The organism is Pseudomonas sp. NPDC089547 (assembly GCF_050280665.1).
In the GTDB taxonomy this organism is placed as follows: domain Bacteria; phylum Pseudomonadota; class Gammaproteobacteria; order Pseudomonadales; family Pseudomonadaceae; genus Aquipseudomonas.
Genome location: NZ_JBNNVS010000034.1, coordinates 16,634 through 43,512 on the forward strand (window position 1 = coordinate 16,634; position 26,879 = coordinate 43,512).

Here is a 26,879-nt window from a genome sequence, read left to right on the forward strand (position 1 = left end):
CAAGGCCTTCTTTTCAGCGTATCAGCATCAGCTGTACACACGCCCCAACAGCTGGCGGTGGCTTTCGAACTGGTCCAGCACATCCCGTACGATCTGCTCAGGCGCAAAGCCCATCAGGTCATACTCCTGGCTGCCGTCGTGCAGGTACACCTCGGCACGGTAGAAGCGCTGGCGCACTTCCGGCTCGCCTTCCACGGGTGCTTCGCTCGGCGCGGCCATGTAGCCGTCCAGGCTCACTTCGTAAACGAACGGGTTACCCTCGTCCATCATCACTCGCAGGCCCATCATGTTGCGCGACTGGCCAACCCGGGTTTCCACCTCGAAGCCCAAGGTCTGCAGCTGCGCGGCGGCGTCTTTGAGCGCCGGGCTGACCTGTTTGTCCATGAAACGCTGCACCACGGCCTGGGTCGGCTGCAGCTCCAGCTGGGTCAGGCGCTCGCTGAAGCCGCGACGGCCACGGGCAGCCAGTTCGGCACGCTCCTGCTCCACTGCCACGTCCTGCTTCATGGCCTTGTACAGGCCGAACATGAACAGCACCAGCACCACCGAGAACGGCAGGCCTGCCAGCACCACCATGGTCTGCATGGCTTCGAAGTTGCCGGCAAACAGCAGGCCGATGGTGACCAGGGTAATGACCACCGACCAGAACACCACCATCCAGTGCGGGGCGTCTTCGTCGACCTTGCCGCCTTTGCACGACAGGTTGGCCATCATCACCGCGCCGGAGTCGGCCGGGGTGAGGAACAGCACAAAGCCCACGAACACCGCTACACCGATCACGATCTTGGCGGCCGGGAAGTATTCCAGCAGCTGGTAGATCGACATCGAGGGTTGCTCAAGCGCGGTCTTGCCCAGTTCCACTGCGCCCTGGTTGATCACCAGGTCCAGCGCGGTGTTGCCGAAGATCGACAGCCAGGCCAGGGTGAAGCCCAGCGGGATCAGCAGCACGCCCATGACCAGTTGGCGGACGGTGCGGCCTTTGGAGATACGGGCAATGAACATGCCGACGAACGGGCCCCAGGAAATCCACCAGGCCCAGTAGAACACGGTCCACAGGCCCAGCCAGCGCTCGGACTTGCCCGCCTCGCCTTCATACACATACAGGTCGAAGGTTTTCAGCACGATGCCGTTCAGGTAGTCACCGACGTTCTGCACGAAGCCATTGAGCAGGTGCAGGGTTTCGCCGCCCAGCAGCACGAAGATCAACAGGCCGCTGAACAGCATGATGTTCAGGTTGGACAGGCGGCGAATGCCGTTTTCCACACCCGAGACCGCCGCCACGGTGGCCACACCGGCCATGACCAGGATCACCACCAGCAGGTTGGTCTTGCTGTGGTCCATGCCGAACAGGTATTCCAGGCCGGACGACACCTGCATCGAACCGATGCCCAGGTTGGTCACCAGGCCCAGCAGGGTGACGAACATGCCGAAAATGTCCACGGCATTGCCGGCAGCACCTTTGACCCAACGCTCGCCTACCAGCGGGTACAGCGCCGAGCGCAGTGCCAGCGGCTGGTTGTGGCGGTAGGCGAAGTAACCCACGGCCAGGCCGACCAGGGCGTAGATCGCCCAGCCATGCAGGCCCCAGTGCAGGAAGGTCAGTTGCAGGCCCTGGCGTGCAGCTTCGAGGCTGGCCGGGGTGCCTTCCGGTGGGTTGAAGTAGTGATCCAGTGGCTCGGAAGCACCGAAGTACAGCAGCGAAATACCGATACCGGAGGAAAACAGCATGCCGGCCCAGGCGCCGTAGCTGAAGTCCGGCTGGTCGTCCTTGCCGCCCAGCTTAAGGCTGCCGTAGTCGGAGAAGGCCAGGTAGACGACAAACACCAGGTAACCGCAGATCACCAGCATGTAGTACCAGCCAAAGGTGCGCGTCAGCCATTTCTGGGCCACGCCCAGCACTTGGCCGGCGGTTTCGGGTACAGCGATCAGCAAGGCAGTCAGAACAAGGATCATCAGCGCGGAGGTGAAGAACACCACGCGGTTGACCCGTACCCTCTCGGCGGGGGGCTTGGTAAGTGAGGCAGAACTCATTGCACGAATGCTCCGGGCAGTACGGCTGTGGAGGCTAATCAGTCTTTCCCGAGCAATTGGTGGAATATCCCCACTGCGTCAGGTGTTATAAAAGCACCCTGGAAACCGTGATCCCGAATCGATACGTTGCAAAAAAACAGACAGGTGGCCTGCTGAAAATGCCACGCCTCGGCTGAGGTGCGCGCATTCGTCACAGATCACCCCGCCCGCTCCAAGGGCCTGTCGCAGGGCCAGTGACCGTACGGCAGAATCTGCATTTCGCATCGCTCATGCCCGTCAACGCCTTGTATTCCGGGGGTTACGCGATTTCCTGGGGTGTCAATCCGTGCCTTCTCGACCGCCTGAAAAACTGTCAATGGCACAAATTGTCGCAGAGCTTATTCTTTATTGATTGAACGTTCAATCAAAACAAAATAGACTGGCCTTCGCCGAGTCAGCCGCCCGTCGTCTGCTCGCAGGCCTGAGGAGATAGCAAGATGCCCAAGGTCGGTATGCAACCCATCCGCCGCCAGCAGTTGATCGAAGCCACGTTGCAGGCGGTCGATCAGGTCGGTCTGGGGGACGCCAGCATTGCGCTGATTGCCCGTTTGGCCGGTGTGTCGAACGGCATCATCAGTCACTACTTTCGGGACAAGAACGGCCTGATCGCAGCGACGATGGGTTACATCATGAACATGCTCAACGAAGGCGTTCGAGCACGTCGCCAGGCCCTGACGGACGACAGCCCGCGCGCCCACCTGAAAGTGATCATCGAGGGCAACTTCGATGCCAGCCAGGTGAACGGCCCGGCAATGAAAACCTGGTTGGCCTTCTGGGCTTCCAGCATGCACCAGCCCGATTTGCACAGGTTGCAGCGGATCAACGACCACCGCTTGTATTCCAACCTGTGCTGCCAGTTCCGCCGCGCCCTGCCGCTCTACCATGCGCGCAAGGCAGCCCGCGGCCTGGCGGCCCTGATCGACGGTTTGTGGCTGCGTGGTGCCCTGTCGGGTGATGCATTCGACACCGACCAGGCGATACGGATTGCTTACGAATACATGGATCTACAACTGGCTAAACAGCACACCCTGAGCACCAACGACCAGGCTGCTGACCAAGCGCGCACGGCCCTTGCCAACCCGGCAGGAGCGTGACGCGCAAGCCAAACCACACACTGCACTTGCGAGGACACTATGGCCCGTTTCGGAACGCAAAAACTCTACATTGATGGCGCTTACGTCGACGCTGGCAGCGATGCCACCTTCGAAGCCATCAACCCGGCCACCGGCGAAGTCCTCGCCCACGTTCAGCGTGCTACCGAGGCCGACGTCGAGAAGGCTGTGGAAAGCGCCGAGCGCGGCCAGAAAGTCTGGGCAGCAATGACAGCCATGCAGCGCTCGCGCATCCTGCGCCGCGCCGTCGACATCCTGCGTGAGCGCAACGACGAGCTGGCCATGCTGGAAACCCTGGACACCGGCAAGTCGTACTCCGAAACCCGCTACGTCGACATCGTCACCGGCGCCGACGTGCTGGAATACTACGCAGGCCTGGTACCAGCCATCGAAGGCGAGCAGATCCCGCTGCGTGAATCGTCCTTCGTCTACACCCGCCGCGAGCCGCTGGGCGTCACCGTGGGTATCGGTGCCTGGAACTACCCGATCCAGATCGCCCTGTGGAAGTCTGCCCCGGCCCTGGCCGCTGGCAACGCCATGATCTTCAAGCCTTCGGAAGTCACCTCGCTGACTACCCTGAAACTGGCCGAGATCTACACCGAAGCCGGCCTGCCGAATGGTGTGTTCAACGTACTGACCGGCAGCGGCCGCGAAGTCGGCACCTGGCTGACCGAGCACCCACGCATTGAAAAAGTGTCCTTCACCGGCGGCACCACCACCGGCAAGAAGGTCATGGCCAGCGCCTCCAGCTCGTCGCTGAAGGAAGTCACCATGGAACTGGGCGGCAAGTCGCCACTGATCATCTGCGCCGACGCCGACCTGGACAAGGCCGCCGACATCGCCATGATGGCCAACTTCTACAGCTCGGGCCAGGTGTGCACCAACGGCACCCGCGTGTTCATCCCTGCCGAGATGAAAGCTGCTTTCGAAGCCAAGATCGCCGAGCGCGTTGCCCGCATTCGCGTTGGCAACCCGGAAGACGAAAACACCAACTTCGGCCCGCTGGTCAGCTTCCCGCACATGGAAAACGTGCTGGGCTACATCGCCAAAGGTAAAGAAGAAGGTGCCCGCGTGCTGTGCGGCGGCGAGCGTCTGACTGCCGGTGACTTCGCCAAGGGCGCCTTCGTGGCCCCGACCGTGTTCACCGACTGCACCGACGACATGACCATCGTCAAGGAAGAGATCTTCGGCCCGGTGATGAGCATTCTCACCTACGAAACCGAAGAAGAAGTGATCCGTCGTGCCAACGACACCGAGTACGGCCTGGCCGCCGGTGTGTGCACCAACGACATCACCCGCGCCCACCGCATCATCCACAAGCTGGAAGCCGGTATCTGCTGGATCAACGCCTGGGGCGAATCGCCAGCCGAAATGCCGGTTGGTGGCTACAAGCAGTCGGGTGTCGGCCGTGAAAACGGCGTGAGCTCGCTGGCTCAATACACCCGCATCAAGTCGGTCCAGGTCGAGCTGGGCGGCTACAACTCGGTCTTCTAAGGCCCTGTCCAGCCACGCCCGTGCCGCTGCGCACGGGCGTTCCCGCTCCCTGATCACCGCCAACACGAGGGTACTTTCATGTCCCAAGAATTCGATTACATCATCGTCGGTGCCGGCTCGGCCGGTAACACCCTGGCCACCCGCCTGACCGAAGACGCCGGCGTTACCGTACTGCTGCTGGAAGCCGGTGGCCCCGACTACCGCTTCGACTTCCGCACCCAGATGCCAGCCGCCCTGGCCTTCCCGCTGCAAGGCCGCCGCTACAACTGGGCCTACGAGACCGACCCGGAGCCTCACATGGATGGCCGCCGCATGGAGTGTGGCCGCGGCAAGGGCCTGGGTGGCTCGTCGCTGATCAACGGCATGTGCTACATCCGCGGCAACGCCATGGACTTCGACGGCTGGGCAGAACTGCCGGGCCTGCAAGACTGGACCTACCTGGACTGCCTGCCGTACTTCCGTAAAGCCGAAACCCGCGACATCGGCCCGAACGACTACCACGGCGGCGAAGGCCCGGTCAGCGTTGCCACGCCGAAGGCTGGCAACAACCCGCTGTTCCACGCCATGGTCGAGGCCGGCGTACAAGCCGGTTACCCACGCACCGAAGACCTGAACGGCTACCAGCAGGAAGGCTTCGGCCCGATGGACCGTTCGGTAACCAAGAACGGCCGCCGTTCCAGCACCGCCCGTGGCTACCTGGACCAGGCCAAGAAGCGCCCGAACCTGACCATCGTCACCCACGCCCTGAGCGACCGCGTGCTGTTCGACGGCAAGCGCGCAATTGGCGTGACCTACCTGGTCGGCGACAGCGAAGAGCGTGTTGAAGCCCGTGCGCGCAAGGAAGTGATTGTCAGCTCTGGCGCCATCGCTTCGCCGCAACTGTTGCAACGCTCCGGCGTAGGCCCACGCGCCCTGCTGGAAAGCCTCGACATCCCGGTCGTGCACGACCTGCCGGGCGTTGGCGAAAACCTGCAGGACCACCTGGAACTGTACCTGCAGTACGCCTGCACCCAGCCGGTGTCGCTGTACCCATCGCTGCTGTGGTGGAACCAGCCGGCCATCGGTGCCGAGTGGATGTTCAACGGCACCGGCATCGGCGCCAGCAACCAGTTCGAGGCTGGCGGTTTCATCCGCACCCGCCCTGAGTTCAAGTGGCCGAACATTCAGTACCACTTCCTGCCAGTCGCCATTAACTACAATGGCTCCAATGGCGTGAAAGAGCACGGTTTCCAGGCGCACATGGGCTCCATGCGCTCGCCTGCCCGTGGTCGCATCCAGGCCAAGTCGAAAAACCCGCGCCAGCACCCGAGCATCCTGTTCAACTACATGTCCACCGAGCAGGACTGGCAGGAATTCCGTGACGGCATCCGCCTGACCCGCGAAATCATGGCCCAGCCGGCGCTGGACCCGTACCGTGGCCGCGAAATCAGCCCGGGCGCCGACGTGCAAACCGACGAGCAGCTGGACAAGTTCATTCGCGAGCACGCCGAAACCGCCTTCCACCCGTCCTGCTCGTGCAAGATGGGCACCGACGACATGGCGGTGGTTGACGGCGAAGGCCGTGTACACGGCATGAAAGGCCTGCGTGTGGTCGACGCGTCGATCATGCCGCTGATCATCACCGGCAACCTCAACGCCACCACGATCATGATCGCCGAGAAAATTTCGGACAAGATCCGTGGCCGCAAGCCGCTGGCACGCAGCACTGCCAAGTACTACGTGGCAGGCGATGCACCGGTGAAAGGCAAGCCGATGCGTGAAGTGAAGCAGGCGTAAGCCCGCACTGGCCCTTTCGCGGGCTTGCCCGCTCCCACAGGTACTGCATCGCCAGCAGGCCTTGCAAGATCCCTGTGGGAGCGGGCGAGCCCGCGAAGAGGCGCGCCCAGGCAACACAACAAAAGGCACCCACCGCGGTGCCTTTTGCACATCTGCAGAAACGCTTTACATGCTGCCAATTCATCAGGTTAGAATCGATTGGCACGCGACCTGCTAGCGAGATGCTACCAAGTCCCTTCCCCCCGCTGTCTCGGAGTACCTGCCTTTGGATGCAAGCACCATCAACAGCCTGTTTCTGATCGGCGCATTGCTGGTGGGTGCAAGTATCCTGGTCAGCTCGCTGTCGTCACGCCTGGGCATCCCTATTCTGGTCATCATCCTCGCCGTCGGCATGATTGCCGGCGTGGATGGTGGCGGCATCATCTTCAACAACTACCCGACCGCTTACCTGGTGGGCAACCTGGCACTGGCCGTGATCCTGCTCGACGGCGGCCTGCGCACGCGGGTGGCAAGCTTCCGCGTAGCGCTGTGGCCGGCGCTATCGCTGGCCACCGTCGGGGTGATGATCACCACTGCCCTCACCGGCCTGGTCGCCGCCTGGCTGTTCAACCTGAGCCTGATCCAGGGCTTGCTGATCGGCGCCATTGTCGGTTCCACCGACGCTGCGGCAGTGTTCTCGCTGCTGGGCGGCAAAGGCCTGAATGAGCGAGTTACCGCCACCCTGGAGATTGAATCGGGCAGCAACGACCCGATGGCGGTATTCCTCACCGTCACCCTGATCGACATGATCGCCAGCGGCCAGACCGGCCTGCACTGGAGCCTGCTCACGCACCTGCTGCGTGAGTTCGGTATCGGCGGGCTGCTGGGCCTGGGCGGCGGCTGGTTGATGCTGCAACTGGTCAACCGCATCAACTTGGCCGGCGGCCTGTACCCGATCCTGGTGGTGGCCGGCGGCCTGGTGGTGTTCTCCCTGACCAACGCCCTGCACGGTAGCGGCTTCCTCGCCGTGTACCTGTGCGGCCTGGTGCTGGGCAACAAGCCGATCCGCAGCCGCCACGGCATCCTGCACATGCTCGACGGCATGGCCTGGCTGGCCCAGATCGGCATGTTCCTGGTGCTGGGGCTGCTGGTCACCCCGCACGACCTGCTGCCCATCGCCCTGCCGGCGCTGGGCCTGGCGCTGTGGATGATCCTGGTGGCACGGCCTTTGTCGGTGGTCGCGGCCCTGCTGCCGTTCAAGGCCTTCCATGGCCGCGAGAAGGGCTTCATTTCCTGGGTCGGCCTGCGCGGCGCGGTACCGATCATCCTGGCGGTGTTCCCGCTGATGGCCGGCCTGCCGGATGCCCAGCTGTTCTTCAACCTGGCGTTCTTCATCGTGCTGGTGTCGCTGCTGGTGCAAGGTACAAGCCTGCCGTGGATGGCCAAACTGCTGAAAGTGACCGTACCGCCAGACCCGGCACCAATTTCACGCTCCGCCCTGGAAGTGCACATCACCAGCGAGTGGGAACTGTTTGTCTACCGCCTGGGTGCCGAAAAATGGTGCATCGGCGCCGCCCTGCGCGAGCTGAAAATGCCCGAAGGCACGCGGATTGCCGCCTTGTTCCGTAACGAGCAGCTGTTGCACCCGTCGGGCAGTACCGTGCTGGAAGTGGGCGACATGCTCTGCGTGATCGGCCACGAGCACAACCTGCCGGCCCTGGGCAAACTGTTCAGCCAGGCGCCACAACGGGGCCTGGACCTGCGCTTCTTCGGCGACTTCGTGCTCGAAGGCGATGCCGAACTGGGTGCAGTGGCCGCGCTTTATGGCCTGAAACTCGACGGCCTGGACGCGAAAATGCCATTGGCGCAGTTCATCCGACAGAAGGTCGGAGGCGCTCCAGTAGTAGGTGACCAGGTCGAATGGCATGGCACGATCTGGACCGTGGCGACCATGGACGGGAACAAGATCCAGAAAGTAGGCGTCAGATTCCCCGAAGGAACGCGACCCGGACCAGGATTGTTCCTCTAAACTTCGTTTCTGCCGGATCCACAAGTAGTCTGCCTATGTCCCTGCGCGTGTACCTTCGCACAGCCCTGCTCGGGCTGTGCCTGTCCCTTTCCTTTGCGGCCACTGCCGCAGAGGCCCCGACCACCGCCAGCATCCAGAACAGCCTCGACAAGATCGCCGAGCGCAAGCTGCCCGAGGCCGACCAGAAGGCCCTGCAGCAGGTGCTCGAACAGACCTTGAGCCTGCTCGCCAGCAAGGAAGACAACGAAAAGAAGCTGGCCGCGCTGAAGCAGCAACTGGCCGGCGCGCCAAAGGAAACCAGCGAAAGCCAGAAAGAACTCGCCCGGCTCAAGGAAACCAAGGCCCAGCCCGTGGCCCAGCGCTACGCCACACTGGCCGTGCCGCAGCTTGAGCAGATGCTCAGCGAACGCAACACCCAGCAGGGCGAGCTGCAGAAGGCGCTGTCCGAAGCCAACAGCCTGATCATCAATTCGCAAACCCGCCCAGAGCGCGCCCAGGCCGAAATCAGCAACAGCCAGGCACGCACCCAGCAGATCAACAACATTCTTAAAACCGGCAAGGATGGCGGCAAATCCATCAACGCCGACCAGCGCAACCAGCTCAATGCCGAACTGGCCTCGCTCAACGCACTGACCCTGCTGCGTCGCCAGGAGCTGGCCGGCAACAGCCTGTTGCAAGACCTGGGCAACGCCCGACATGACCTGCTGATCGAACGCGCCGCGCGCCTGGAGCAGGAAATCCAAGACCTGCAGACGCTGATCAACGACAAACGCCTGGCCCAGTCACAGGAAGCGGTCACCCAACAATCGATCGAGGCCCAGAAGGCCGGCGGCAGCAGCCTGCTGGCCACCGAAAGCGCGGTCAACCTCAAGCTGTCCGACTACCTGCTGAAAAGCACCGACCGCCTGAACGAACTGACCCAGCAGAACCTGCGCACCAAACAGCAACTCGACAGCCTGACCCAGGCTGACCAGGCGCTGGACGAGCAGATCAACGTGCTCAAGGGCAGCCTGCTGCTGTCGAAAATTCTCTACAAGCAGAAGCAGACCCTGCCGCACCTGAAAGTCGACCGCGACCTGGCCGACCAGATCGCCGACACCCGCCTGTACCAGTTCGAAGTCAACCAGCAACGCGAGCAGATGAGCAGCCCGGTCACCTATGTCGACAAGCTGCTGGCCGTGCAGCCGCAGGAAGAGGTGAGCCCGCAACTGCGCAAAGCCTTGCTGGAAGTTGCCATCAACCGCAGCGACCTGCTTGAACGGCTGAACCGCGAACTGTCGGCGCTGCTTAACGAATCGATCACCCTGCAGCTCAACCAGAAACAGTTGCTGGGCACCGCGCAGAGCCTGCGTACAACCCTCGACGAACAGATGTTCTGGATCCCCAGCAACAAACCGCTGGACTGGGACTGGCTGAGTTATGTACCCGAGCGCCTGGCCGACCAGGTCGCCAACCTGCCGTGGGGCTCGGGCCTGAAGGAGCTGGCCGACGGCCTCAGCCAGCGCCCGTTGCTGTTCCTACCCCTGCTATTGGTGATCGGCGCCCTGTTGTGGCGGCGCAAATACCTGTACCAGCGGCTGGGCAAGGTGCACCAGGACATCGGTCACTTCCGCCGTGACAGCCAGTGGCACACGCCCCAGGCGATTCTCATCAATATCCTGCTGGCGATGCCGGTCAGCCTTGGCCTGGCACTGTGCAGCTATGCCCTGCAGATCGACGCCCGCGGGCAAAACGCCAACCTGGGCGCGGCCCTCTGGCAACTGGCCCAGGCCTGGCTGGTGTTCTACACCGCCTACCGCATCCTCGCCCCCGGTGGCGTAGCAGAAATCCACTTCCGCTGGCACAAGCCGCAGGTCGAGTTCCTGCGCGGCTGGGTGCGCCGCCTGGGTACCGTGGTGCTGGCACTGGTCGGCGTGGTGGCGGTGGCCGAGCACCAGCCATCGGCGCTGGCCGACGACGTACTGGGTATCGGCGTGGTGCTGACCTGCTACGCACTGATGGCCTGGCTGCTCAGCCGCCTGCTGCTCAGCAGCCCGGCACACCGCGACACCTCACTGTTCCGCAGAGCCGTGGGCGTTGCGTTCACTGCCCTGCCCATCGCCCTGTTCGTCGCCGTGTGCTTCGGCTACTACTACACCGCGCTGAAGCTCACCGACCGGCTGATCTACACCCTGTACCTGCTGCTGTTCTGGCTGGTGATCGAGGCCGCGTTCGTGCGTGGCCTGTCAGTGGCGGCTCGGCGCCTGGCCTACCAGCGGGCGCTGAGCAAGCGCGCAGCAGCCAAGGAGGGGCTGGATGGCGAAGTCATCACCGAAGAGCCAACGCTGGACATCGAACAGGTCAACCAGCAGTCGCTGCGCCTGATCCGCCTGGCCCTGCTTGGCGGCTTCATCGCCGGCCTGTACTGGGTGTGGGCAGACCTGATCTCGGTGTTCGCCTACCTCAACAACTTCGTCCTTTACGAATACACCAGCGGCACCGGTGCCGCCGCCAGCATGGTGCCAATCAGCCTTGGCGACCTGCTGGGTGCGCTGGTCATCGTCGGCATCACCTTCGCCCTGGCCGGCAACTTGCCGGGCCTGCTGGAAGTGCTGGTGCTGTCACGCCTCAACCTGGCCCAAGGCAGCGCCTACGCCACCACCACGCTGTTGTCGTACACCATCGTCGGCGTCGGTATCGTCAGCACCCTGTCCACCCTGGGGGTGAGCTGGGACAAGCTGCAATGGCTGGTGGCAGCGTTGTCAGTGGGCCTGGGCTTCGGCATGCAGGAAATCTTCGCCAACTTCATCTCCGGCATCATGATCCTGTTCGAGCGCCCGGTGCGTATTGGCGACACCATCACCATTGGCAACCTGTCGGGCACGGTCAGCAAGATCCGCATCCGCGCCACCACCATCACCGACTTCGACCGCAAGGACATCATCGTCCCCAACAAGACCTTCATCACCGGCCAGCTGATCAACTGGTCGCTGACCGACACGGTCACCCGGGTGACGCTGAAGCTGGGCATCGACTACGGCTCCGACCTGGACCTGGTGCGCGACCTGCTGCTCAAGGGTGCGCATGAAAACCCACGGGTGCTGAAGGACCCGGAGCCGATCGTGTACTTCCTCAACTTCGGCGAAAGCTCGCTGGACCACGAGTTGCGCATGCACGTACGCGACCTGGGCGACCGCAACCCGACGCTGGACGAACTCAACCGCTACATCAGCCGCGAGTTCAAGGCGCATGACATCAAGATATCGGTGCGCCAGGTCGAGGTGTTCCTGATGGACCCGAAAGGCGGCAAGCAGCAGTTGATTCCCATGGAGCAGCCGAAATCCGATGGCACTGCTTCAGCCTGAATCCTTTATTCTGTGCTGAAACCCTGCGAGGGCTCCGCCCTCGTTCGCGGGCGCGCCCGCTCCCACAGGGACCGCGCCGATCTTGAAACCTGCGCTGTGCCTGTGGGAGCGGGTTTACCCGCGAAGGGCCGCAAAGCGGCCCCAATGCCCCCATTCCAGGAGCCGGCCCCGTGAAAGCCCTCGACCAACTCACCTTCGACAACCGCTTCGCCCGCCTGGGTGACGCGTTCTCCACCCAGGTGCTACCCGAGCCCATCGCAGACCCACGCCTGGTGGTAGCAAGCGAGTCGGCCATGGCCCTGCTCGACCTCGACCCTGCACAGGCCGAACTGCCGGTGTTTGCCGAGCTGTTCAGCGGCCACAAGCTGTGGGAAGAAGCCGACCCTCGAGCGATGGTTTATTCCGGCCACCAGTTCGGCTCCTACAACCCACGCCTGGGGGATGGCCGCGGCCTGCTGCTGGCCGAAGTGCTCAACGATGCCGGCGAGCACTGGGACCTGCACCTCAAGGGCGCGGGCCAGACGCCTTACTCACGCATGGGCGACGGCCGTGCCGTGCTGCGCTCGTCGATCCGCGAATTCCTTGCCTCCGAAGCCCTGCACGCCCTCGGCATCCCCACCAGCCGGGCGCTGTGCGTGATCGGCTCCAGCACCCCGGTATGGCGCGAAACCCGCGAAAGTGCTGCCATGCTCACGCGCGTAGCGCAGAGCCATGTGCGCTTCGGGCATTTCGAGTATTTCTACTACACCAAACAGCCCGAACAGCAGCGCGTGCTGATTGACCATGTGCTGGAGCAGCATTACCCCGAATGCCGCGAAGCCGAACAGCCCTACCTGGCCATGTTCCGTACCATTGTCGAGCGTAATGCCGAACTGATCGCCCGCTGGCAGGCTTATGGCTTCTGCCACGGGGTGATGAACACCGACAACATGTCGATCCTGGGCATCACCTTCGACTTCGGCCCGTTCGCCTTCCTCGACGACTTCGATGCCAACTTCATCTGCAACCATTCCGACGACCGTGGCCGCTACAGCTACGCCAACCAGGTACCCATTGCCCACTGGAACCTCAGCGCGCTGGCCCAGGCCCTGACCACGGTGATCGAGGTGGAGCCATTGAAGGAGGCGTTGGGGCTGTTCCTGCCGCTGTACCAGGCCCACTACCTGGACCTGATGCGCCGGCGCCTGGGCCTGACCACTGCCGAGGATGACGACATGGCGCTGGTCGAGCGCCTGTTGCAGTGCATGCAGCGTGGTGGTGTGGACTACAACCTGTTCTTGCGCAAACTTGGTGAGCAGCCGGTTGCCGACGCGTTGAAAGTGGTGCGGGACGATTTCATCGACCTGGCCGGGTTCGATGCCTGGGGCGCGGAGTACCTGGCACGCTGCGAGCGTGAAGCTGACAACGCCGAAGGGCGCCGTGAGCGCATGCACGCGGCGAACCCTCTGTACATACTGCGCAACTACCTGGCGCAGAAGGCCATCGAAGCGGCTGAAGCGGGGGATTACAGTGAAGTGCGGCGGCTCCATCAGGTGCTGAGCATGCCCTTCGAAGAGCAGCCTGGGATGCAGGCCTACGCCGAGCGCCCGCCGGAGTGGGGCAAGCACCTGGAAATCAGTTGCTCTTCATGAACCCTGGGGCCGCTTTGCGGCCCATCGCGACACAAGGCCGCTCCTACAAGGGTACGCGGACTCCTGTAGGAGCGGCCTTGTGTCGCGATGGGCTGCAAAGCAGCCCCAAAAATCTCAAGGAAACAACATGTCCGAGCCATTGGTAATCCCCTGCCCCCACTGCAACGGCCTCAACCGCCTGCCCGCCGAACGCCTGGCTGACGCGCCAAAATGCGGCCGCTGCAAACAGAATGTGCTACTGAGCAAGCCCTTCGAACTCACCGAAGCCAGCTACGCCAGCCAGATCAAGGGCGACCTGCCGCTGCTGATCGACATCTGGGCCGACTGGTGCGGCCCGTGCAAATCCTTCGCCCCCACCTTCGAACAGGCGGCCCGCCAACTGACCGGCCGCTGCCGCCTGGCCAAGCTAGACAGCGAAGCCAACCGCAACCTGGCCGGCCAACTGGGCATCCGCTCGATCCCCAGTCTGCTGCTGTTCAAGAACGGCCGCGAAGTCAGCCGCCAGGCCGGGGCGTTTCCACTCCAGTCGTTGCTGGAGTGGTTGCGTAGCCAAGGGGTTTAAGCGTTTTCTTCCAGCAGCGAATGCAACTCGACAAACTGCTGGGTCAGCTTGTGCTTGGGCTCCAGGTGAATCAGCGGCAAGCTGGCGTGGTGCGATTCACGCATTTTCACCGAGCTGCTCAGGTACACAGGTAGCACCGGCAAGCCCTCGGCTTGCAGTTCATCAAGCATCTGCTGCGGCAGGCTGGCGCGGGACTGGAACTGGTTGACCACGATGCCCTCGACCATCAGGTCTTCGTTGTGGTCTTCCTTGAGGTCTTCGATTTCGGCCAGCAGACCATACAGGGCCTGGCGCGAAAAGCTGTCGCAGTCGAAGGGGATCAGCACGCGATCGGCAGCGATCAGTGCAGAAACCGCGTAGAAATTCAGCGCTGGCGGGGTGTCGATGTAGATCCGGTCGTAGTCCTCATCCAGTTCGTCCAGCAACTTACGCAGCTTGTTGATCTTGTGCTTGGCCTCAAGCTTGGGCTGCAAATCGGCCAGTTCGGGTGTGGCGGTAACCACATGCAGGTTATCGAACGGGGTTTCGTAAATATCGACCTTGTTCTTCTTGCTGAACGGCCCGCTGGACAGGCTCTGCTTGAAGAAATCGGCAATGCCCATGGGGATGTCCTCGCCGGTAAGGCCTGTGAGGTACTGGGTCGAGTTGGCCTGGGCATCCAGGTCGATCAGCAGGGTCCGGTAGCCTTCATTGGCACTGACCGCCGCCAGGTTACAGGCAATGCTCGACTTGCCCACACCACCTTTCTGATTGAACACCACGCGCCGCATGATTGACCTCCGTGTATCAACGAATGCCCGAGTATGTGGCGGCGCCGCAGCAATGGCCAGTGCCATTTGCCGGGTATGAAGGCGCCACGCCGTCAGCCATAGGCCTGCCCGGTGACCAGCTCCGCAAACGCCCGCGCCATCGCCGACCCACCGCGCTCGCGCTGCACCAGCCACACTGCCGACATCGCCCCTTCATCGAGCAAGGTGCGGTAAACCACCCCTTCAATGCGCATGCGCTGGAACGACGCCGGCAACACCGATACCCCCAACCCCGCCGACACCAGGCCGATGATGGTCATCGCCTCCCCCGCCTCCTGGGCAAAATGCGGGCTGAAGCCTGCCTGCCGCGCCAGGCTCAGCAGCTGCGCATGCAGGCCGCTGCCGTAACTGCGCGGAAAGAACACGAACGGCTCATGGGCCAGCGCCGCCATGTGCACACCCTGTTCGGTGCCTTCCGCCAGCGGATGCGAAGCATTGATCACCGCGACCAGCGGCTCCCGGAACAACTCGGTGGCCAGCAAGCCCTCCGGCAGCGGCATGGGCCGCATCAGCCCCACTTCGATGGACTCGTCGAACACCCCTTCGGCAACATCGCGGCTGCTCATTTCCTTGAGGTTCAGGTGCACCGCCGGGAAGCGCTGGCGAAAGGCGTGGATTGCCTTGGGAATCTTCGAGGTGAATGGCGCAGACGACGTGAAGCCAATCTTCATCTCGCCCAGTTCACCCAACTGTGCACGCCGCGCCACATCGGCAGCCTTCTCTACCTGCGCCAGCACTTGCCGGGCCTCGTCAAGGAACAGCCGCCCCGCCTCGCTCAACTCGACCCGACGGTTGGTGCGCTCGAACAAGCGCGCGCCCAGCTCCTGCTCCAGCGCCTGGATCTGCTGACTGAGCGGCGGCTGTGAAATACCCAGCTGCTGTGCCGCACGGCCAAAGTGCAGTTCTTCGGCCACGGCAATGAAGTAACGCAGATGGCGCAGTTCCATGATCAGCTCCAAACAGGTCGCAAAACGTCTTAAATAGGTCGAACAATATATTGGATCTAATCATTAGCCAGCTATATGCTTTTTTCATTGCGTCAGAGGTACCCGCCCGTGAAAACTGCTGTAGCCCCCCTTCCCGCCGAGCCAGAACCCGCTCCCCTGAACGAAATGTGGATCGAAAAAGGCACCCCCGCCTTCATGAAAACCGTGCTGGCCCTGTTCAGCGGCGGCTTCGCCACCTTCGCCCTGCTGTACTGCGTACAGCCGATGATGCCGCTGTTGTCCAAGGAATTTGCCATCAACGCGGCGCAAAGCAGCCTGGTGCTGTCGGTGTCCACCGCCATGCTGGCGTTCGGCCTGTTGATCACCGGCCCTATTTCCGACCGCATCGGGCGCAAGCCGGTAATGGTCTTTGCATTGGTCTGTGCAGCCCTCTCCACCCTGGCCAGCGCAGTGATGCCAAGCTGGGAGCTGGTACTGGCCACCCGTGCGCTGGTCGGCCTGTCACTGAGCGGCCTGGCGGCGGTGGCGATGACCTACCTGAGCGAGGAAATCCATCCGCAGCACATTGGCCTGGCCATGGGCCTGTATATCGGCGGCAACGCGATTGGCGGTATGAGTGGGCGGCTCATCACTGGCGTACTGATTGACTTCGTCAGCTGGCACACGGCGATGCTGACTATCGGTGGCCTGGCACTGGTGGCCGCGCTGGTGTTCTGGAAGGTATTGCCCGAATCGCGCAACTTCCGCCCACAGTTGATGAACCCACGCAGCCTGCTGGACGGCTTTGTCATGCACTTCAAGGATGCCGGCCTGCCTTGGCTGTTCCTCGAGGCGTTCCTGCTGATGGGCGCCTTCGTCACCCTGTTCAACTACATCGGCTACCGCCTGCTGGCCGAGCCCTACCACATGAACCAGGCGCTGGTCGGTTTGCTGTCGGTGGTGTACCTGTCGGGCATTTACAGCTCGGCACAGGTGGGCGCCCTGGCGGACAAGCTGGGCCGACGCAAAGTGTTCTGGGCCAGTATCGTGGTGATGGCGGGTGGCTTGCTGATGACCCTGGCCAGCCCGCTGGCGATGGTGATCGTGGGCATGCTGGTGTTCACCTTCGGCTTCTTTGGCGCACACTCGGTGGCAAGCAGCTGGATCGGGCGCCGGGCGCTGAAAGCCAAGGGGCAGGCGTCGTCGCTGTACCTCTTCAGCTATTACGCAGGGTCCAGCGTGGCGGGTACGGCAGGCGGGGTGTTCTGGCACCAGTGGGGCTGGGATGGCATCGGGTTGTTCATTGGCAGCTTGCTGGCGGTGGCGTTGCTGGTGGCATTGCACTTGAGCAAGTTACCGCCTAAATCGGTGTGAAGCATTCGCGGGCAAGCCCGCTCCCACAGGGTTCGGTGCAGTCCCTGTGGGAGCGGGCGTGCCCGCGAAAGGGCCGCCGGATCAGTTGATGATCTCGACAATATCCACATCCACTTCCCGGCTCATCAGGTGCTTCTCCACCTCGCCGGTCAGCTTGACCTTGGTCTTGTCGTTGAACGGGGTCGGCGGCAGGTCTTCGTCATCGATCTCAACGGTAATGGTGCCCGTGTTGTCCTTGAACTCGTACTTGTCGTCGTTGTTGATCTTCTTGGTTACAAACCCTTGCAGTACGACCGGAGTGTCATCCGCAGCTTCGTTGGCAGCGGCCACGGTGGCGACCGACTGGGCGCCGGGGCCGGTGTAAGTCGCAGCCAGTGCGGCGGTACTGAACAGAGGGGCAAGGATCAGTGCAACGTAATGAGCTTTCATGAGGATCAGGTCCTGTTTGGGTTTCGATGGGACCAGATTAACGACGATCGCTGAATTAAAACTTAATGCAACAAAAAGCCCGGCACATGGCCGGGCTTTTTGTTTTCAGCGATCAGTTCACTGATGGTACTGCGCCGACAGCTCGTGCACGGCATTGATGAACACGCCGGCATGCTCCGGGTCGACTTCCGGGGTAATGCCGTGGCCGAGGTTGAACACGTGGCCAGTACCGTGGCCATAGCTGGCCAGGATGCGCGCCACTTCCTGGCGGATGGCCTCGGGCTTGGCGTACAACACGGTCGGGTCCATGTTGCCTTGCAGCGCCACCTTGTCACCCACGCGGCGACGCGCGTCGCCGATCTCGCAGGTCCAGTCCAGGCCCAGTGCGTCGGCACCGGCTTCAGCGATGCTTTCCAGCCACAGGCCGCCGTTCTTGGTGAACAGGATTACCGGCACCTTGCGGCCTTCGTGCTCGCGGATCAGCCCGCTGACGATCTTGCGCATGTAGGCCAGGGAGAATTCCTGGTAAGCCGCCGCCGACAGGTTGCCGCCCCAGGTGTCGAAAATCTGCACGGCCTGGGCGCCGGCCAGGATCTGGCCATTCAGGTAGCTGGTGACCGACTGGGCCAGTTTGTCCAGCAGCAGGTGCAGGGCTTGCGGGTTGTCATAAGCCATGGCCTTGGTTTTGCGGAAGTCCTTCGACGAGCCTCCCTCCACCATGTAGGTGGCCAGGGTCCACGGGCTACCCGAGAAGCCGATCAGCGGCACGCGACCATTCAGTTCGCGGCGGATGGTGCTGACCGCGTCCATCACGTAGCCGAGGTCTTTCTGCGGGTCGGGGATCGGCAGTGCTTCGATATCGGCCGGGGTGCTGATGGTCTTCTTGAAACGCGGGCCTTCGCCCGTTTCGAAGTACAGGCCCAGACCCATGGCGTCGGGGATGGTGAGGATGTCCGAGAACAGGATCGCTGCGTCCAGCGGATAGCGGTCCAGCGGCTGCAGGGTGACCTCGCAGGCAAACTGCGGGTTCATGCACAGGCTCATGAAGTCACCGGCCTTGGCGCGGCTGGCGCGGTACTCCGGCAAGTAGCGGCCGGCCTGGCGCATCATCCACACCGGGGTGACGTCTACAGGTTGCTTGAGCAGTGCACGCAGGAAACGGTCGTTCTTCAGGGCAGTCATGTCGGCATCCGGAAAAATAGTGCGGGCATTTTCTCAGACGCCAGCGCAAAAGGCACGGCCATGGCCATGCGTTTTGTCTATTGGATGCCACAGATCAAGCGTTTTTGTATACAAAAGCTTCGCGGGCACGCCCGCTCCCACAGGTTCTGCGCCGAACCCTGTGGGAGCGGGCGTGCCCGCGAACAGGTCGAGAATCAGACTTCCAGGTAGTCCAGGATACCCTCAGCAGCAGTACGCCCTTCGAAGATAGCCGTCACCACCAGGTCCGACCCACGCACCATGTCGCCACCGGCAAACACTTTCGGGTTGCTGGTCTGGTGCTTGAACTTACCCTTCTCCGGCGCCACCACACGGCCCTGGCTGTCCAGCTGGATACCATGCTGCTCGAACCACGGCGCCGGGCTTGGGCGGAAGCCGAAGGCGATCACCACGGCATCGGCAGGCAGGATCTCTTCAGAGCCCGGGATCGGCTCGGGGCTGCGGCGGCCACGGGCATCCGGCTCGCCAAGACGGGTCTCGACCACCTTCACGCCTTCAACCTTGTCTTCGCCGACAATGGCGATAGGCTGGCGGTTGTAGAGGAACTTCACGCCCTCTTCCTTGGCGTTCTTCACCTCTTTGCGCGAGCCTGGCATGTTGGCTTCGTCACGGCGGTAGGCGCAGGTCACCGACTTGGCGCCCTGGCGGATCGACGTGCGGTTGCAGTCCATCGCAGTGTCGCCACCGCCCAGCACCACCACCTTCTTGCCCTGCATGTCGACGAAGTCTTCCGGCGACTTCTCGAAGCCCAGGTTGCGGTTGACGTTGGCAATCAGGAAGTCCAGCGCGTCGTGCACGCCCGGCAGGTCTTCGCCCGGGAAGCCGCCCTTCATGTAGGTGTAGGTACCCATGCCCATGAACACGGCGTCGTACTCGGCGAGCAACTGTTCCATGGTCACGTCCTTGCCCACCTCGGTATTCAGGCGGAACTCGATGCCCATGCCGGTGAACACTTCGCGGCGGTTGCTGAGCACGGTCTTTTCCAGCTTGAACTCGGGGATGCCGAAGGTCAGCAGGCCGCCGATTTCAGGGTTCTTGTCAAACACCACCGGGGTGACGCCGGCACGTACCAGTACGTCGGCACAGCCCAGGCCTGCCGGGCCGGCGCCGATGATGGCGACGCGCTTGCCGGTTGGCTTGACCTTGGACATGTCAGGGCGCCAGCCCATGGCGAAGGCGGTGTCGGTGATGTACTTCTCCACCGAACCGATGGTCACCGCACCAAAGCCGTCGTTCAGGGTGCAGGCACCTTCACACAGGCGGTCTTGCGGGCACACGCGGCCGCACACTTCCGGCAGGGTGTTGGTCTGGTGCGACAGCTCGGCTGCGGCCAGGATGTTGCCTTCAGACACCAGCTTCAACCAGTTGGGGATGAAGTTGTGCACCGGGCACTTCCATTCGCAGTACGGGTTACCGCAGCCCAGGCAGCGGTGTGCCTGATCCACGGACTGCTGCGGCTTGAACGGTTCGTAGATTTCCACGAACTCCTTCTTGCGCTGGCGCAGCAGCTTTTTCTTCGGGTCCTTGCGGCCCACTTCGATGAACTGGAAGTCGTTGTTCAGACGTTCAGCCATTTTTCAAAACCTCTTTACAGCAGCTGCAAGCTACAAGCTGCAAGCCGCAAGACGATCACTTAAGCCGGGCAAACCTCGTGCTGCTACTTGCAGCTTGAGGCTTGCCACTTGCAGCTGTTTTTACTGCGGGTTGGCACGGGTGCTGGACAGCAACTGCTTCAGGTTGGCTGCCTTCGGCTTCACCAGCCAGAAGCGCCGCACGTAGTCGTCCAGGTTCTCCGAGAGCTCACGCCCCCACTCGCTGCCGGTTTCTTCCACATACTCGCCCAGGACACGCGCCAGGTGGCTGCGGTACGCCTCCATCGCTTCACCACTGATACGCTGGATTTCCACCAGTTCGTGGTTGAGCTTGTCGACGAAGCTATTGTCCATGTCGAGCACGTAGGCGAAGCCGCCAGTCATGCCAGAACCGAAGTTGTAACCGGTCTTGCCCAGGACGCAGACAAAGCCGCCGGTCATGTATTCACAGCAGTGATCGCCAGTGCCCTCGACAACAGCGTGGGCGCCGGAGTTACGCACAGCGAAGCGCTCGCCCGCAGTACCCGCGGCAAACAGCTTGCCGCCAGTGGCACCGTACAGGCAGGTGTTACCGACGATGGCGCTGTGCTGGGTTTCGAACGGGCTGCCGGCTGGCGGCACGATGGTGACCTTGCCACCGGTCATGCCTTTGCCGACGTAGTCGTTGGCGTCGCCTTCCAGGTGCAGGTTCAGGCCGCCGGCGTTCCACACGCCGAAGCTCTGGCCAGCAGTACCCTTGAAGCGGAAGGTGATCGGCGCCGCAGCCATACCCTGGTTGCCGTGCAGGCGAGCGATTTCGCCCGACACACGCGCACCGATGGAGCGGTCGCAGTTGCAGATGTCGAGGCTGAACTCGCCACCGGCCTGATCGCGGATGGCCGGCATGGCCATTTCCACCATTTTTTCGGCCAGCTCACCCTGGTCGAATGGCGGGTTCTTGTCCACTTCGCAGAACTGCGGCTTATCAGCCGGAATGTGCGAGCTGCCCAGCAGCGGCGTCAGGTCCAGGTGGTGCTGGCGTTCGGTATCGCCTGGCAACACGTCGAGCAGGTCGGTGCGGCCGATCAGCTCGCCCAAGCTGCGTACACCCAGCTTGGCCAGCCACTCACGGGTTTCTTCGGCGACGAAGGTGAAGAAGTTGATCACCATGTCGACAGTGCCGATGTAGTGGTCCTTGCGCAGCTTGTCGTTCTGGGTGGCAACGCCGGTGGCGCAGTTGTTCAGGTGGCAGATGCGCAGGTACTTGCAACCCAGGGCGATCATTGGCGCGGTACCGAAGCCGAAGCTTTCCGCACCGAGGATGGCCGCCTTGATCACGTCCAGGCCGGTTTTCAGGCCGCCGTCGGTCTGTACCCGTACCTTGCCGCGCAGGTCGTTGCCGCGCAGGGTCTGGTGGGTTTCCGCCAGGCCCAGTTCCCACGGGGCGCCGGCATACTTGATCGAAGTCAGTGGCGAAGCACCGGTACCACCGTCGTAACCCGAAATGGTGATCAGGTCGGCATAGGCCTTGGCCACGCCAGCGGCGATCGTACCGACGCCGGCTTCTGCCACCAGTTTGACCGACACCAGTGCCTGCGGGTTGACCTGCTTGAGGTCGTAGATCAGCTGGGCCAGGTCTTCGATCGAATAGATATCGTGGTGCGGTGGTGGCGAAATCAGCGTCACGCCCGGTACCGCGTAGCGCAGCTTGGCGATCAGCCCGTTGACCTTGCCGCCCGGCAACTGGCCGCCCTCACCGGGCTTGGCGCCCTGGGCAACCTTGATTTGCAGCACTTCGGCGTTTACCAGGTACTCCGGGGTCACGCCAAAGCGGCCGGTGGCCACCTGCTTGATCTTGGAGCTGCGGACAGTGCCGTAGCGCGAAGGGTCTTCACCGCCCTCACCGGAGTTGGAGCGCGCACCCAGGCGGTTCATGGCCTCGGCCAGCGCTTCATGGGCTTCTGGCGACAGTGCACCCAGCGAGATACCGGCGGAGTCGAAGCGCTTGAGGATGGCCTCCAGCGGCTCGACATGCTCCAGCGGCAGCGGCTGGTCGGCCACTTTCACCTTCAGCAGGTCGCGGATCATCGACACAGGGCGTGTGTCGACCAGCGTGGTGTATTCCTTGAACTTGGCGTAGTCGCCCTGTTGCACGGCGGCTTGCAGGGTGTTGACCACATCCGGGTTGTAGGCGTGGTACTCGCCACCGTGCACGAACTTCAGCAGGCCACCTTGCTGGATCGGCTTGCGCGCGCTCCAGGCCTCGGCCGCCAGCAGCTTCTGGTCGTTTTCCAGGTCTTCGAAGCGGGCACCCTTGATACGGCTGGACACACCCTTGAAGCTCAGGCCGACCACTTCCTCGGACAGGCCGATAGCTTCGAACAGCTGCGCACCGCGGTACGAGGTAATGGTGGAGATACCCATCTTCGACAGGATCTTCAGCAAGCCCTTGGAGATGCCTTTGCGGTAGTACTTGAAGACTTCGTCCAGGTCGCCCAGTACTTCGCCGGTGCGGATCAGGTCGGCCAGCACTTCATAGGCCAGGTACGGGTAAACGGCCGAGGCACCGAAGCCCAGCAGCACGGCGAAGTGGTGCGGGTCGCGGGCGGTGGCGGTTTCCACCAGGATGTTGCTGTCGCAACGCAGGCCCTGCTCGGTCAGGCGGTGGTGCACCGCGCCAACAGCCAGCGAAGCGTGTACCGGCAGCTTGCCCGGGGCGATGTAGCGGTCGCTCAGCACCAGCTGGGTCTTGCCAGCGCGCACGGCTTCTTCAGCCTGGTCGGCGATGTTGCGGATGGCCGCTTCCAGGCCGACGCTCTGCTCATAGTTGAGGTCGATCAGCTGGCGGTCGAAACCTTCGCGCTCCAGGTTCATCAGCGAACGCCACTTGGCAGGCGAGATCACTGGCGAGCTGAGGATCACCCGCGAAGCGTGCTCCGGGGATTCCTGGAAGATGTTGCGCTCGGCACCGAGGCAGATCTCCAGCGACATCACGATCGCTTCGCGCAGCGGGTCGATCGGTGGGTTGGTCACCTGGGCGAACTGCTGACGGAAGAAATCGAACGGCGAACGCACGCGCTGCGAAAGCACGGCCATCGGCGTGTCGTCACCCATCGAGCCAACGGCTTCCTGGCCCTGCTCACCCAGCGGGCGCAGCACCTGGTCACGCTCTTCGAAGGTGACCTGGAACATCTTCATGTATTGCTTGAGCTGGTCAGCATCGTAGCTGGCCGCGCCCTGGTCGTCGGTCAGGGTCGCCTGGATGCGGGTGGCGTGCTGACGCAGCCAGCGCTTGTACGGGTGGCGCGACTTCAGGCGGTTGTCGATGGCGTCGGTGTCGAGGATCTGGCCGGTTTCGGTGTCCACGGCAAGGATCTGGCCCGGGCCGACACGGCCTTTGGCCAACACTTCCTCAGGCTGGTAGCCCCATACGCCGATTTCCGAGGCGATGGTGATGTAGCCATTGGTGGTGGTCACCCAGCGCGCCGGGCGCAGGCCGTTGCGGTCGAGCAGGCACACCGCATGGCGGCCTTCGGTCATGACGATACCGGCCGGGCCATCCCACGGCTCCATGTGCATGGAGTTGTATTCGTAGAAGGCGCGCAGGTCGGCGTCCATGGTCTCGACGTTCTGCCAGGCTGGCGGTACCAGCATGCGCACGCCGCGGAACAGGTCGATGCCACCGGTCACCATCAGTTCCAGCATGTTGTCCATGCTCGACGAGTCGGACCCCACGCGGTTGACCAGCGGGCCGAGCTCTTCGAGGTCGGGGATCAGGTCATTGGCGTAGTTGGTGCGTCGGGCCATGGCCCAGTTGCGGTTGCCGGTGATGGTGTTGATCTCGCCGTTGTGGGCGAGGAAGCGGAACGGCTGCGCCAGCGGCCATTTCGGCAGGGTGTTGGTGGAGAAGCGCTGGTGGAACACGCAGATCGCGGTTTGCAGGCGCTCGTCACCCAGGTCTGGGTAAAACGCCGCGAGATCGCGCGGCATCATCAGGCCTTTGTAGATGATGGTCTTGTGCGAGAAGCTGCAAATGTAATGGTCGGCGTCATGGGCGTTGGCCACCGACGAACGACGACGGGCACTGAACAGCTTGATGGCGAATTCCTGATCGCTCAGGCCTTCACCGCCGATGAACACCTGCTCGATCTGCGGCAGGCGCTCCAGGGCCAGGCGGCCGAGCACGCTGGTGTCGATCGGCACCTTGCGCCAGCCGACCAGCTTCAGGCCAGCGGCAAGGATCTCGCGGTCCATGTTGGCGCGGGCAGCTTCGGCTTTGACCGGGTCCTGGTTGAAGAACACCATGCCGACGGCGTACTGCTTGGGCAGCTCGACGGCGAAGTGTTCCTGGGCCACGGCACGCAGGAATTGATCGGGCTTCTGCATGAGCAGACCGCAACCGTCACCGGTCTTGCCGTCGGCGTTGATACCGCCGCGGTGGGTCATGCAAGTCAACGCCTGCATGGCGGTTTGCAGAAGGTGGTGGCTCGGCTCGCCCGTCATATGGGCGATCAGGCCAAAACCACAGTTGTCCTTGAATTCTTCGGGATGGTACAGACCTGTTTTCATAGACACATTCTCACCAGGTTCACCTCTCAACGGAGGCAAATCTCTTTTTTAACAACCACTTACCATCCACGCCGATCAAACGCCAGCTTTTTTGCGGTGGCCATGGAAAACCATTGTTGCACAGCGACAGCGATGCCCACAAATTTTCATGTCTCACCATTGAAAATTTATGTCGCAATTTTGAATGTTTTTGCGCCATGCGCCGTGATAGCGGCTTGGCTCGAGTCTGAAGCGTTTCAGCCATGACTGCAACTAGGGCTTGTGGCCGGCAGTCTGGGACAGAAAAGCCTGCCGCGTAAAAACGCAGCAGGCTAGTCGAAAGCTAGAATTCGCTTAGCTACTGGGCGGCGGGGTGATGCCGCCCGGAAGGTATCAGCGGGCCGAAGCCAGCTCTTGTTGGACGCTGGCGACGGTACGTGGCCAAGGTTTACCAGCCTGGACCTTCGCTGGCAAGTTCTTGATTGCCGCAACCGCTGCGTCACGGTTGGCGAAGCTGCCATAAGTGACCACAAACAGCGGCTTACCCTGCAGGTTTTTCTTGAAGTAGCGATAGTCGCCACCCTGGGCCTTGACGTACGCCTGGGCCGAAGCTTCGGAGCTGGTGCCGAGGATCTGCACCACGTAGTTGCCCGGTTTTTGTCCAGCGTACCAGCCACCGCTACCACCAGCAGCAGGCGCTGGTTTTTCAGCTGGCTTGGCGGCCGGCTTGGCCACGGCAACCTGGGTGGGTGCTGGCGCAGGCTTGGCCGGTGCAACCGGCTTGGCTGGCTGGGTTGCGACCGGTTTTGGCGCAGGCGCTACCGGCTGTGCAGGAACACTGGCAACAGGCTGGGCAGGCGCAGGCGCCGGGCCAGCCGGCACGCCTTGCGGCGGCGCAATGGTGGTCACGGTTGGCGGCGGGTTGCCAGGCTGCAGGGCGGTGTCGCCAGCCGGGCTGCCTTCCTCACCCTCGCCCATACCAGCGGCCTGGGCCAGCGGTTCGCGCATCACCGGCTGGGACTGGCCAACCAGTGGCAATGGCATCGGCTGGGACGAGCCAGAGAACTCGATGGCAGCCCCCTGCTTGCCCTCGCCAAGCGGCAGCTGGGCCTGGGCGGCCGGCGCTTCGGCCGGAGCCTTGTCACCCTTCTTGGGCATCAAAACCGCGGCACCAACGGCGACCACGACCACAGCGGACAGCGCGAGCACATGTTTTTTAGGCATCTTGAACCCCATGGATGGTCGCTTGACCGTCGAACGGCTGGCGATCATGGCTTCGATCAAAGTGTCACGGGCGACCTGGTTGATGTTGCCAGGCCAACCGTCGGAGTTTTCATGGATATCGACGATCTGTTCACGGCTGAACACCTCGATGCCCCGGCCAGCCCCTTCCAGGCGCTGCTCCAGGTACTCGCGGGTTTCTTCTTCACTGTAGGGGGCAAGCTCGATGATGTGGAAGCGTTCTTCCTCGACATTGAGTTCATCCAGCCCGGCAATCAGCGAAGGCTCACCAAACAGGAATATATGCGGGCGCCCTTCCGGCACGCCCGCCGCCAATTCCAGCAACGCTTGGAGTGCCGACTCGTCGAGTTGTTCCGCATCGTCCACCAGCAAATACACTTCCTGCCCGGTGAGCGCCAACTGCACTACCTTGGACAGGATCGCCTGCACTTCAGCCTTGTCCACGCCCAGGTCCTGGGCAACGTGGGCCAGCATGCCAGAGGCATCGCTGGCGCTGCGGGCAGGCACCACCACACTCTGCACGGCCTGCTTGTTGGTACTGGCCACCAGGGCCTGGCGCAGCAGCGACTTGCCGCTGCCCAGCGGGCCGCTGACCACCAGCATCAGCTGGCTGTAGCGCGCCAGGTGGTGCAACTGGCCAAGCACAGGCTTGCGCTGGGCCGGGAAGAACTTGAAGCCGGGCACGCGGGGCGCGAACGGATCGTGACTCAACTGGTAATGGTCGAGAAAGGCCTCATCGGCATGCAAACTGGTCATTGCGCT

17 protein-coding genes are annotated in these 26,879 nt (G+C 62.7%); 8 read left to right on the plus strand and 9 right to left on the minus strand.

What is annotated here, in order from left to right:
- Positions 1–27: 27 nt before the first annotated feature.
- Positions 28–1,974, minus strand: coding sequence for a BCCT family transporter (locus tag ACQKPZ_RS20600; protein ID WP_391126669.1), 1,947 nt, complete (start codon positions 1,972–1,974; stop codon positions 28–30).
- Between the two features lie 533 nt (positions 1,975–2,507).
- Here ACQKPZ_RS20600 and betI point away from each other — a divergent pair.
- The 7 genes from betI to trxC all read left to right on the plus strand — a co-directional run bounded on the left by betI (position 2,508) and on the right by trxC (position 13,997).
- Entirely contained in the window at positions 2,508–3,164 is a 657-nt protein-coding gene (gene betI, locus ACQKPZ_RS20605) for a transcriptional regulator BetI (RefSeq protein ID WP_391126428.1), read from the plus strand.
- Positions 3,165–3,203: 39 nt separating this feature from the next.
- Entirely contained in the window at positions 3,204–4,676 is a 1,473-nt protein-coding gene (gene betB, locus ACQKPZ_RS20610; protein ID WP_427541616.1) for a betaine-aldehyde dehydrogenase, read from the plus strand.
- A 78-nt stretch (positions 4,677–4,754) separates the two neighbouring features.
- Positions 4,755–6,452: a choline dehydrogenase gene (betA, locus tag ACQKPZ_RS20615; protein ID WP_427541619.1), complete on the plus strand. Its 1,698-nt coding sequence runs from the start codon at positions 4,755–4,757 to the stop codon at positions 6,450–6,452.
- 265 nt (positions 6,453–6,717) lie between these two features.
- Positions 6,718–8,460, plus strand: coding sequence for a potassium/proton antiporter (locus tag ACQKPZ_RS20620; protein ID WP_427541622.1), 1,743 nt, complete (start codon positions 6,718–6,720; stop codon positions 8,458–8,460).
- Between the two features lie 35 nt (positions 8,461–8,495).
- Positions 8,496–11,804 (plus strand): mechanosensitive channel MscK, encoded by a 3,309-nt coding sequence (gene mscK / locus ACQKPZ_RS20625; protein ID WP_391126441.1) that lies wholly within the window; start codon positions 8,496–8,498, stop codon positions 11,802–11,804.
- 170 nt (positions 11,805–11,974) lie between these two features.
- On the plus strand, positions 11,975–13,435 hold the full coding sequence (selO, locus tag ACQKPZ_RS20630; RefSeq protein WP_427541625.1) for a protein adenylyltransferase SelO: 1,461 nt from the start codon (positions 11,975–11,977) through the stop codon (positions 13,433–13,435).
- Positions 13,436–13,562: 127 nt separating this feature from the next.
- Positions 13,563–13,997 (plus strand): thioredoxin TrxC, encoded by a 435-nt coding sequence (gene trxC, locus ACQKPZ_RS20635; RefSeq protein WP_427541628.1) that lies wholly within the window; start codon positions 13,563–13,565, stop codon positions 13,995–13,997.
- Here the strand turns inward: trxC and ACQKPZ_RS20640 are convergent.
- Both ACQKPZ_RS20640 and ACQKPZ_RS20645 read right to left on the minus strand, forming a co-directional pair.
- Positions 13,994–14,767 (minus strand): ParA family protein, encoded by a 774-nt coding sequence (locus tag ACQKPZ_RS20640; protein WP_427541631.1) that lies wholly within the window; start codon positions 14,765–14,767, stop codon positions 13,994–13,996. The genes trxC and ACQKPZ_RS20640 overlap by 4 nt on opposite strands.
- 92 nt (positions 14,768–14,859) lie before the next feature.
- Entirely contained in the window at positions 14,860–15,753 is an 894-nt protein-coding gene (locus ACQKPZ_RS20645; RefSeq protein ID WP_427541634.1) for a LysR substrate-binding domain-containing protein, read from the minus strand.
- Positions 15,754–15,918: 165 nt separating this feature from the next.
- Between ACQKPZ_RS20645 and ACQKPZ_RS20650 the strand changes: the two genes are divergently transcribed.
- On the plus strand, positions 15,919–17,106 hold the full coding sequence (locus ACQKPZ_RS20650) for an MFS transporter (protein WP_427541670.1): 1,188 nt from the start codon (positions 15,919–15,921) through the stop codon (positions 17,104–17,106).
- An 81-nt stretch (positions 17,107–17,187) separates the two neighbouring features.
- On the opposite strand, the gene ACQKPZ_RS20655 is transcribed toward ACQKPZ_RS20650, so the two are convergent.
- From ACQKPZ_RS20655 to ACQKPZ_RS20680, 6 genes are all read right to left on the minus strand, one after another.
- The gene (locus tag ACQKPZ_RS20655; protein ID WP_427541637.1) at positions 17,188–17,535 is read right to left on the minus strand and encodes a NirD/YgiW/YdeI family stress tolerance protein; all 348 of its coding nucleotides are present in this window, start codon (positions 17,533–17,535) and stop codon (positions 17,188–17,190) included.
- A 117-nt stretch (positions 17,536–17,652) separates the two neighbouring features.
- On the minus strand, positions 17,653–18,717 hold the full coding sequence (gene hemE, locus ACQKPZ_RS20660) for a uroporphyrinogen decarboxylase (protein ID WP_427541640.1): 1,065 nt from the start codon (positions 18,715–18,717) through the stop codon (positions 17,653–17,655).
- Positions 18,718–18,911: 194 nt separating this feature from the next.
- A complete protein-coding gene (locus tag ACQKPZ_RS20665) occupies positions 18,912–20,330 on the minus strand; it encodes an FAD-dependent oxidoreductase (RefSeq protein ID WP_016712489.1) in 1,419 nt (472 codons plus the stop codon).
- Between the two features lie 120 nt (positions 20,331–20,450).
- Complete coding sequence (gene gltB, locus ACQKPZ_RS20670; protein ID WP_427541643.1) at positions 20,451–24,896, minus strand: glutamate synthase large subunit; 4,446 nt, start codon at positions 24,894–24,896, stop codon at positions 20,451–20,453.
- 19 nt (positions 24,897–24,915) lie between these two features.
- Positions 24,916–25,140 (minus strand): hypothetical protein, encoded by a 225-nt coding sequence (locus ACQKPZ_RS20675; protein WP_338745505.1) that lies wholly within the window; start codon positions 25,138–25,140, stop codon positions 24,916–24,918.
- A 128-nt stretch (positions 25,141–25,268) separates the two neighbouring features.
- Entirely contained in the window at positions 25,269–26,873 is a 1,605-nt protein-coding gene (locus tag ACQKPZ_RS20680) for an AAA family ATPase (protein WP_427541646.1), read from the minus strand.
- Between the last annotated feature and the right edge of the window lie 6 nt (positions 26,874–26,879).

Coding starts and splice junctions, on each gene's coding strand:
- betA (WP_427541619.1), top strand. CDS start 4,755: ATGTCCCAAGAATTCGATTACATCATCGTCGGTGCCGGCTCGGCCGGT.
- mscK (WP_391126441.1), top strand. CDS start 8,496: ATGTCCCTGCGCGTGTACCTTCGCACAGCCCTGCTCGGGCTGTGCCTG.
- hemE (WP_427541640.1), bottom strand. CDS start 18,717: ATGACTGCCCTGAAGAACGACCGTTTCCTGCGTGCACTGCTCAAGCAA.
- ACQKPZ_RS20650 (WP_427541670.1), top strand. CDS start 15,919: ATGTGGATCGAAAAAGGCACCCCCGCCTTCATGAAAACCGTGCTGGCC.
- ACQKPZ_RS20665 (WP_016712489.1), bottom strand. CDS start 20,330: ATGGCTGAACGTCTGAACAACGACTTCCAGTTCATCGAAGTGGGCCGC.
- ACQKPZ_RS20675 (WP_338745505.1), bottom strand. CDS start 25,140: ATGGCTGAAACGCTTCAGACTCGAGCCAAGCCGCTATCACGGCGCATG.
- gltB (WP_427541643.1), bottom strand. CDS start 24,896: ATGAAAACAGGTCTGTACCATCCCGAAGAATTCAAGGACAACTGTGGT.
- trxC (WP_427541628.1), top strand. CDS start 13,563: ATGTCCGAGCCATTGGTAATCCCCTGCCCCCACTGCAACGGCCTCAAC.
- betB (WP_427541616.1), top strand. CDS start 3,204: ATGGCCCGTTTCGGAACGCAAAAACTCTACATTGATGGCGCTTACGTC.
- ACQKPZ_RS20640 (WP_427541631.1), bottom strand. CDS start 14,767: ATGCGGCGCGTGGTGTTCAATCAGAAAGGTGGTGTGGGCAAGTCGAGC.
- betI (WP_391126428.1), top strand. CDS start 2,508: ATGCCCAAGGTCGGTATGCAACCCATCCGCCGCCAGCAGTTGATCGAA.
- ACQKPZ_RS20680 (WP_427541646.1), bottom strand. CDS start 26,873: ATGACCAGTTTGCATGCCGATGAGGCCTTTCTCGACCATTACCAGTTG.
- ACQKPZ_RS20645 (WP_427541634.1), bottom strand. CDS start 15,753: ATGGAACTGCGCCATCTGCGTTACTTCATTGCCGTGGCCGAAGAACTG.
- ACQKPZ_RS20655 (WP_427541637.1), bottom strand. CDS start 17,535: ATGAAAGCTCATTACGTTGCACTGATCCTTGCCCCTCTGTTCAGTACC.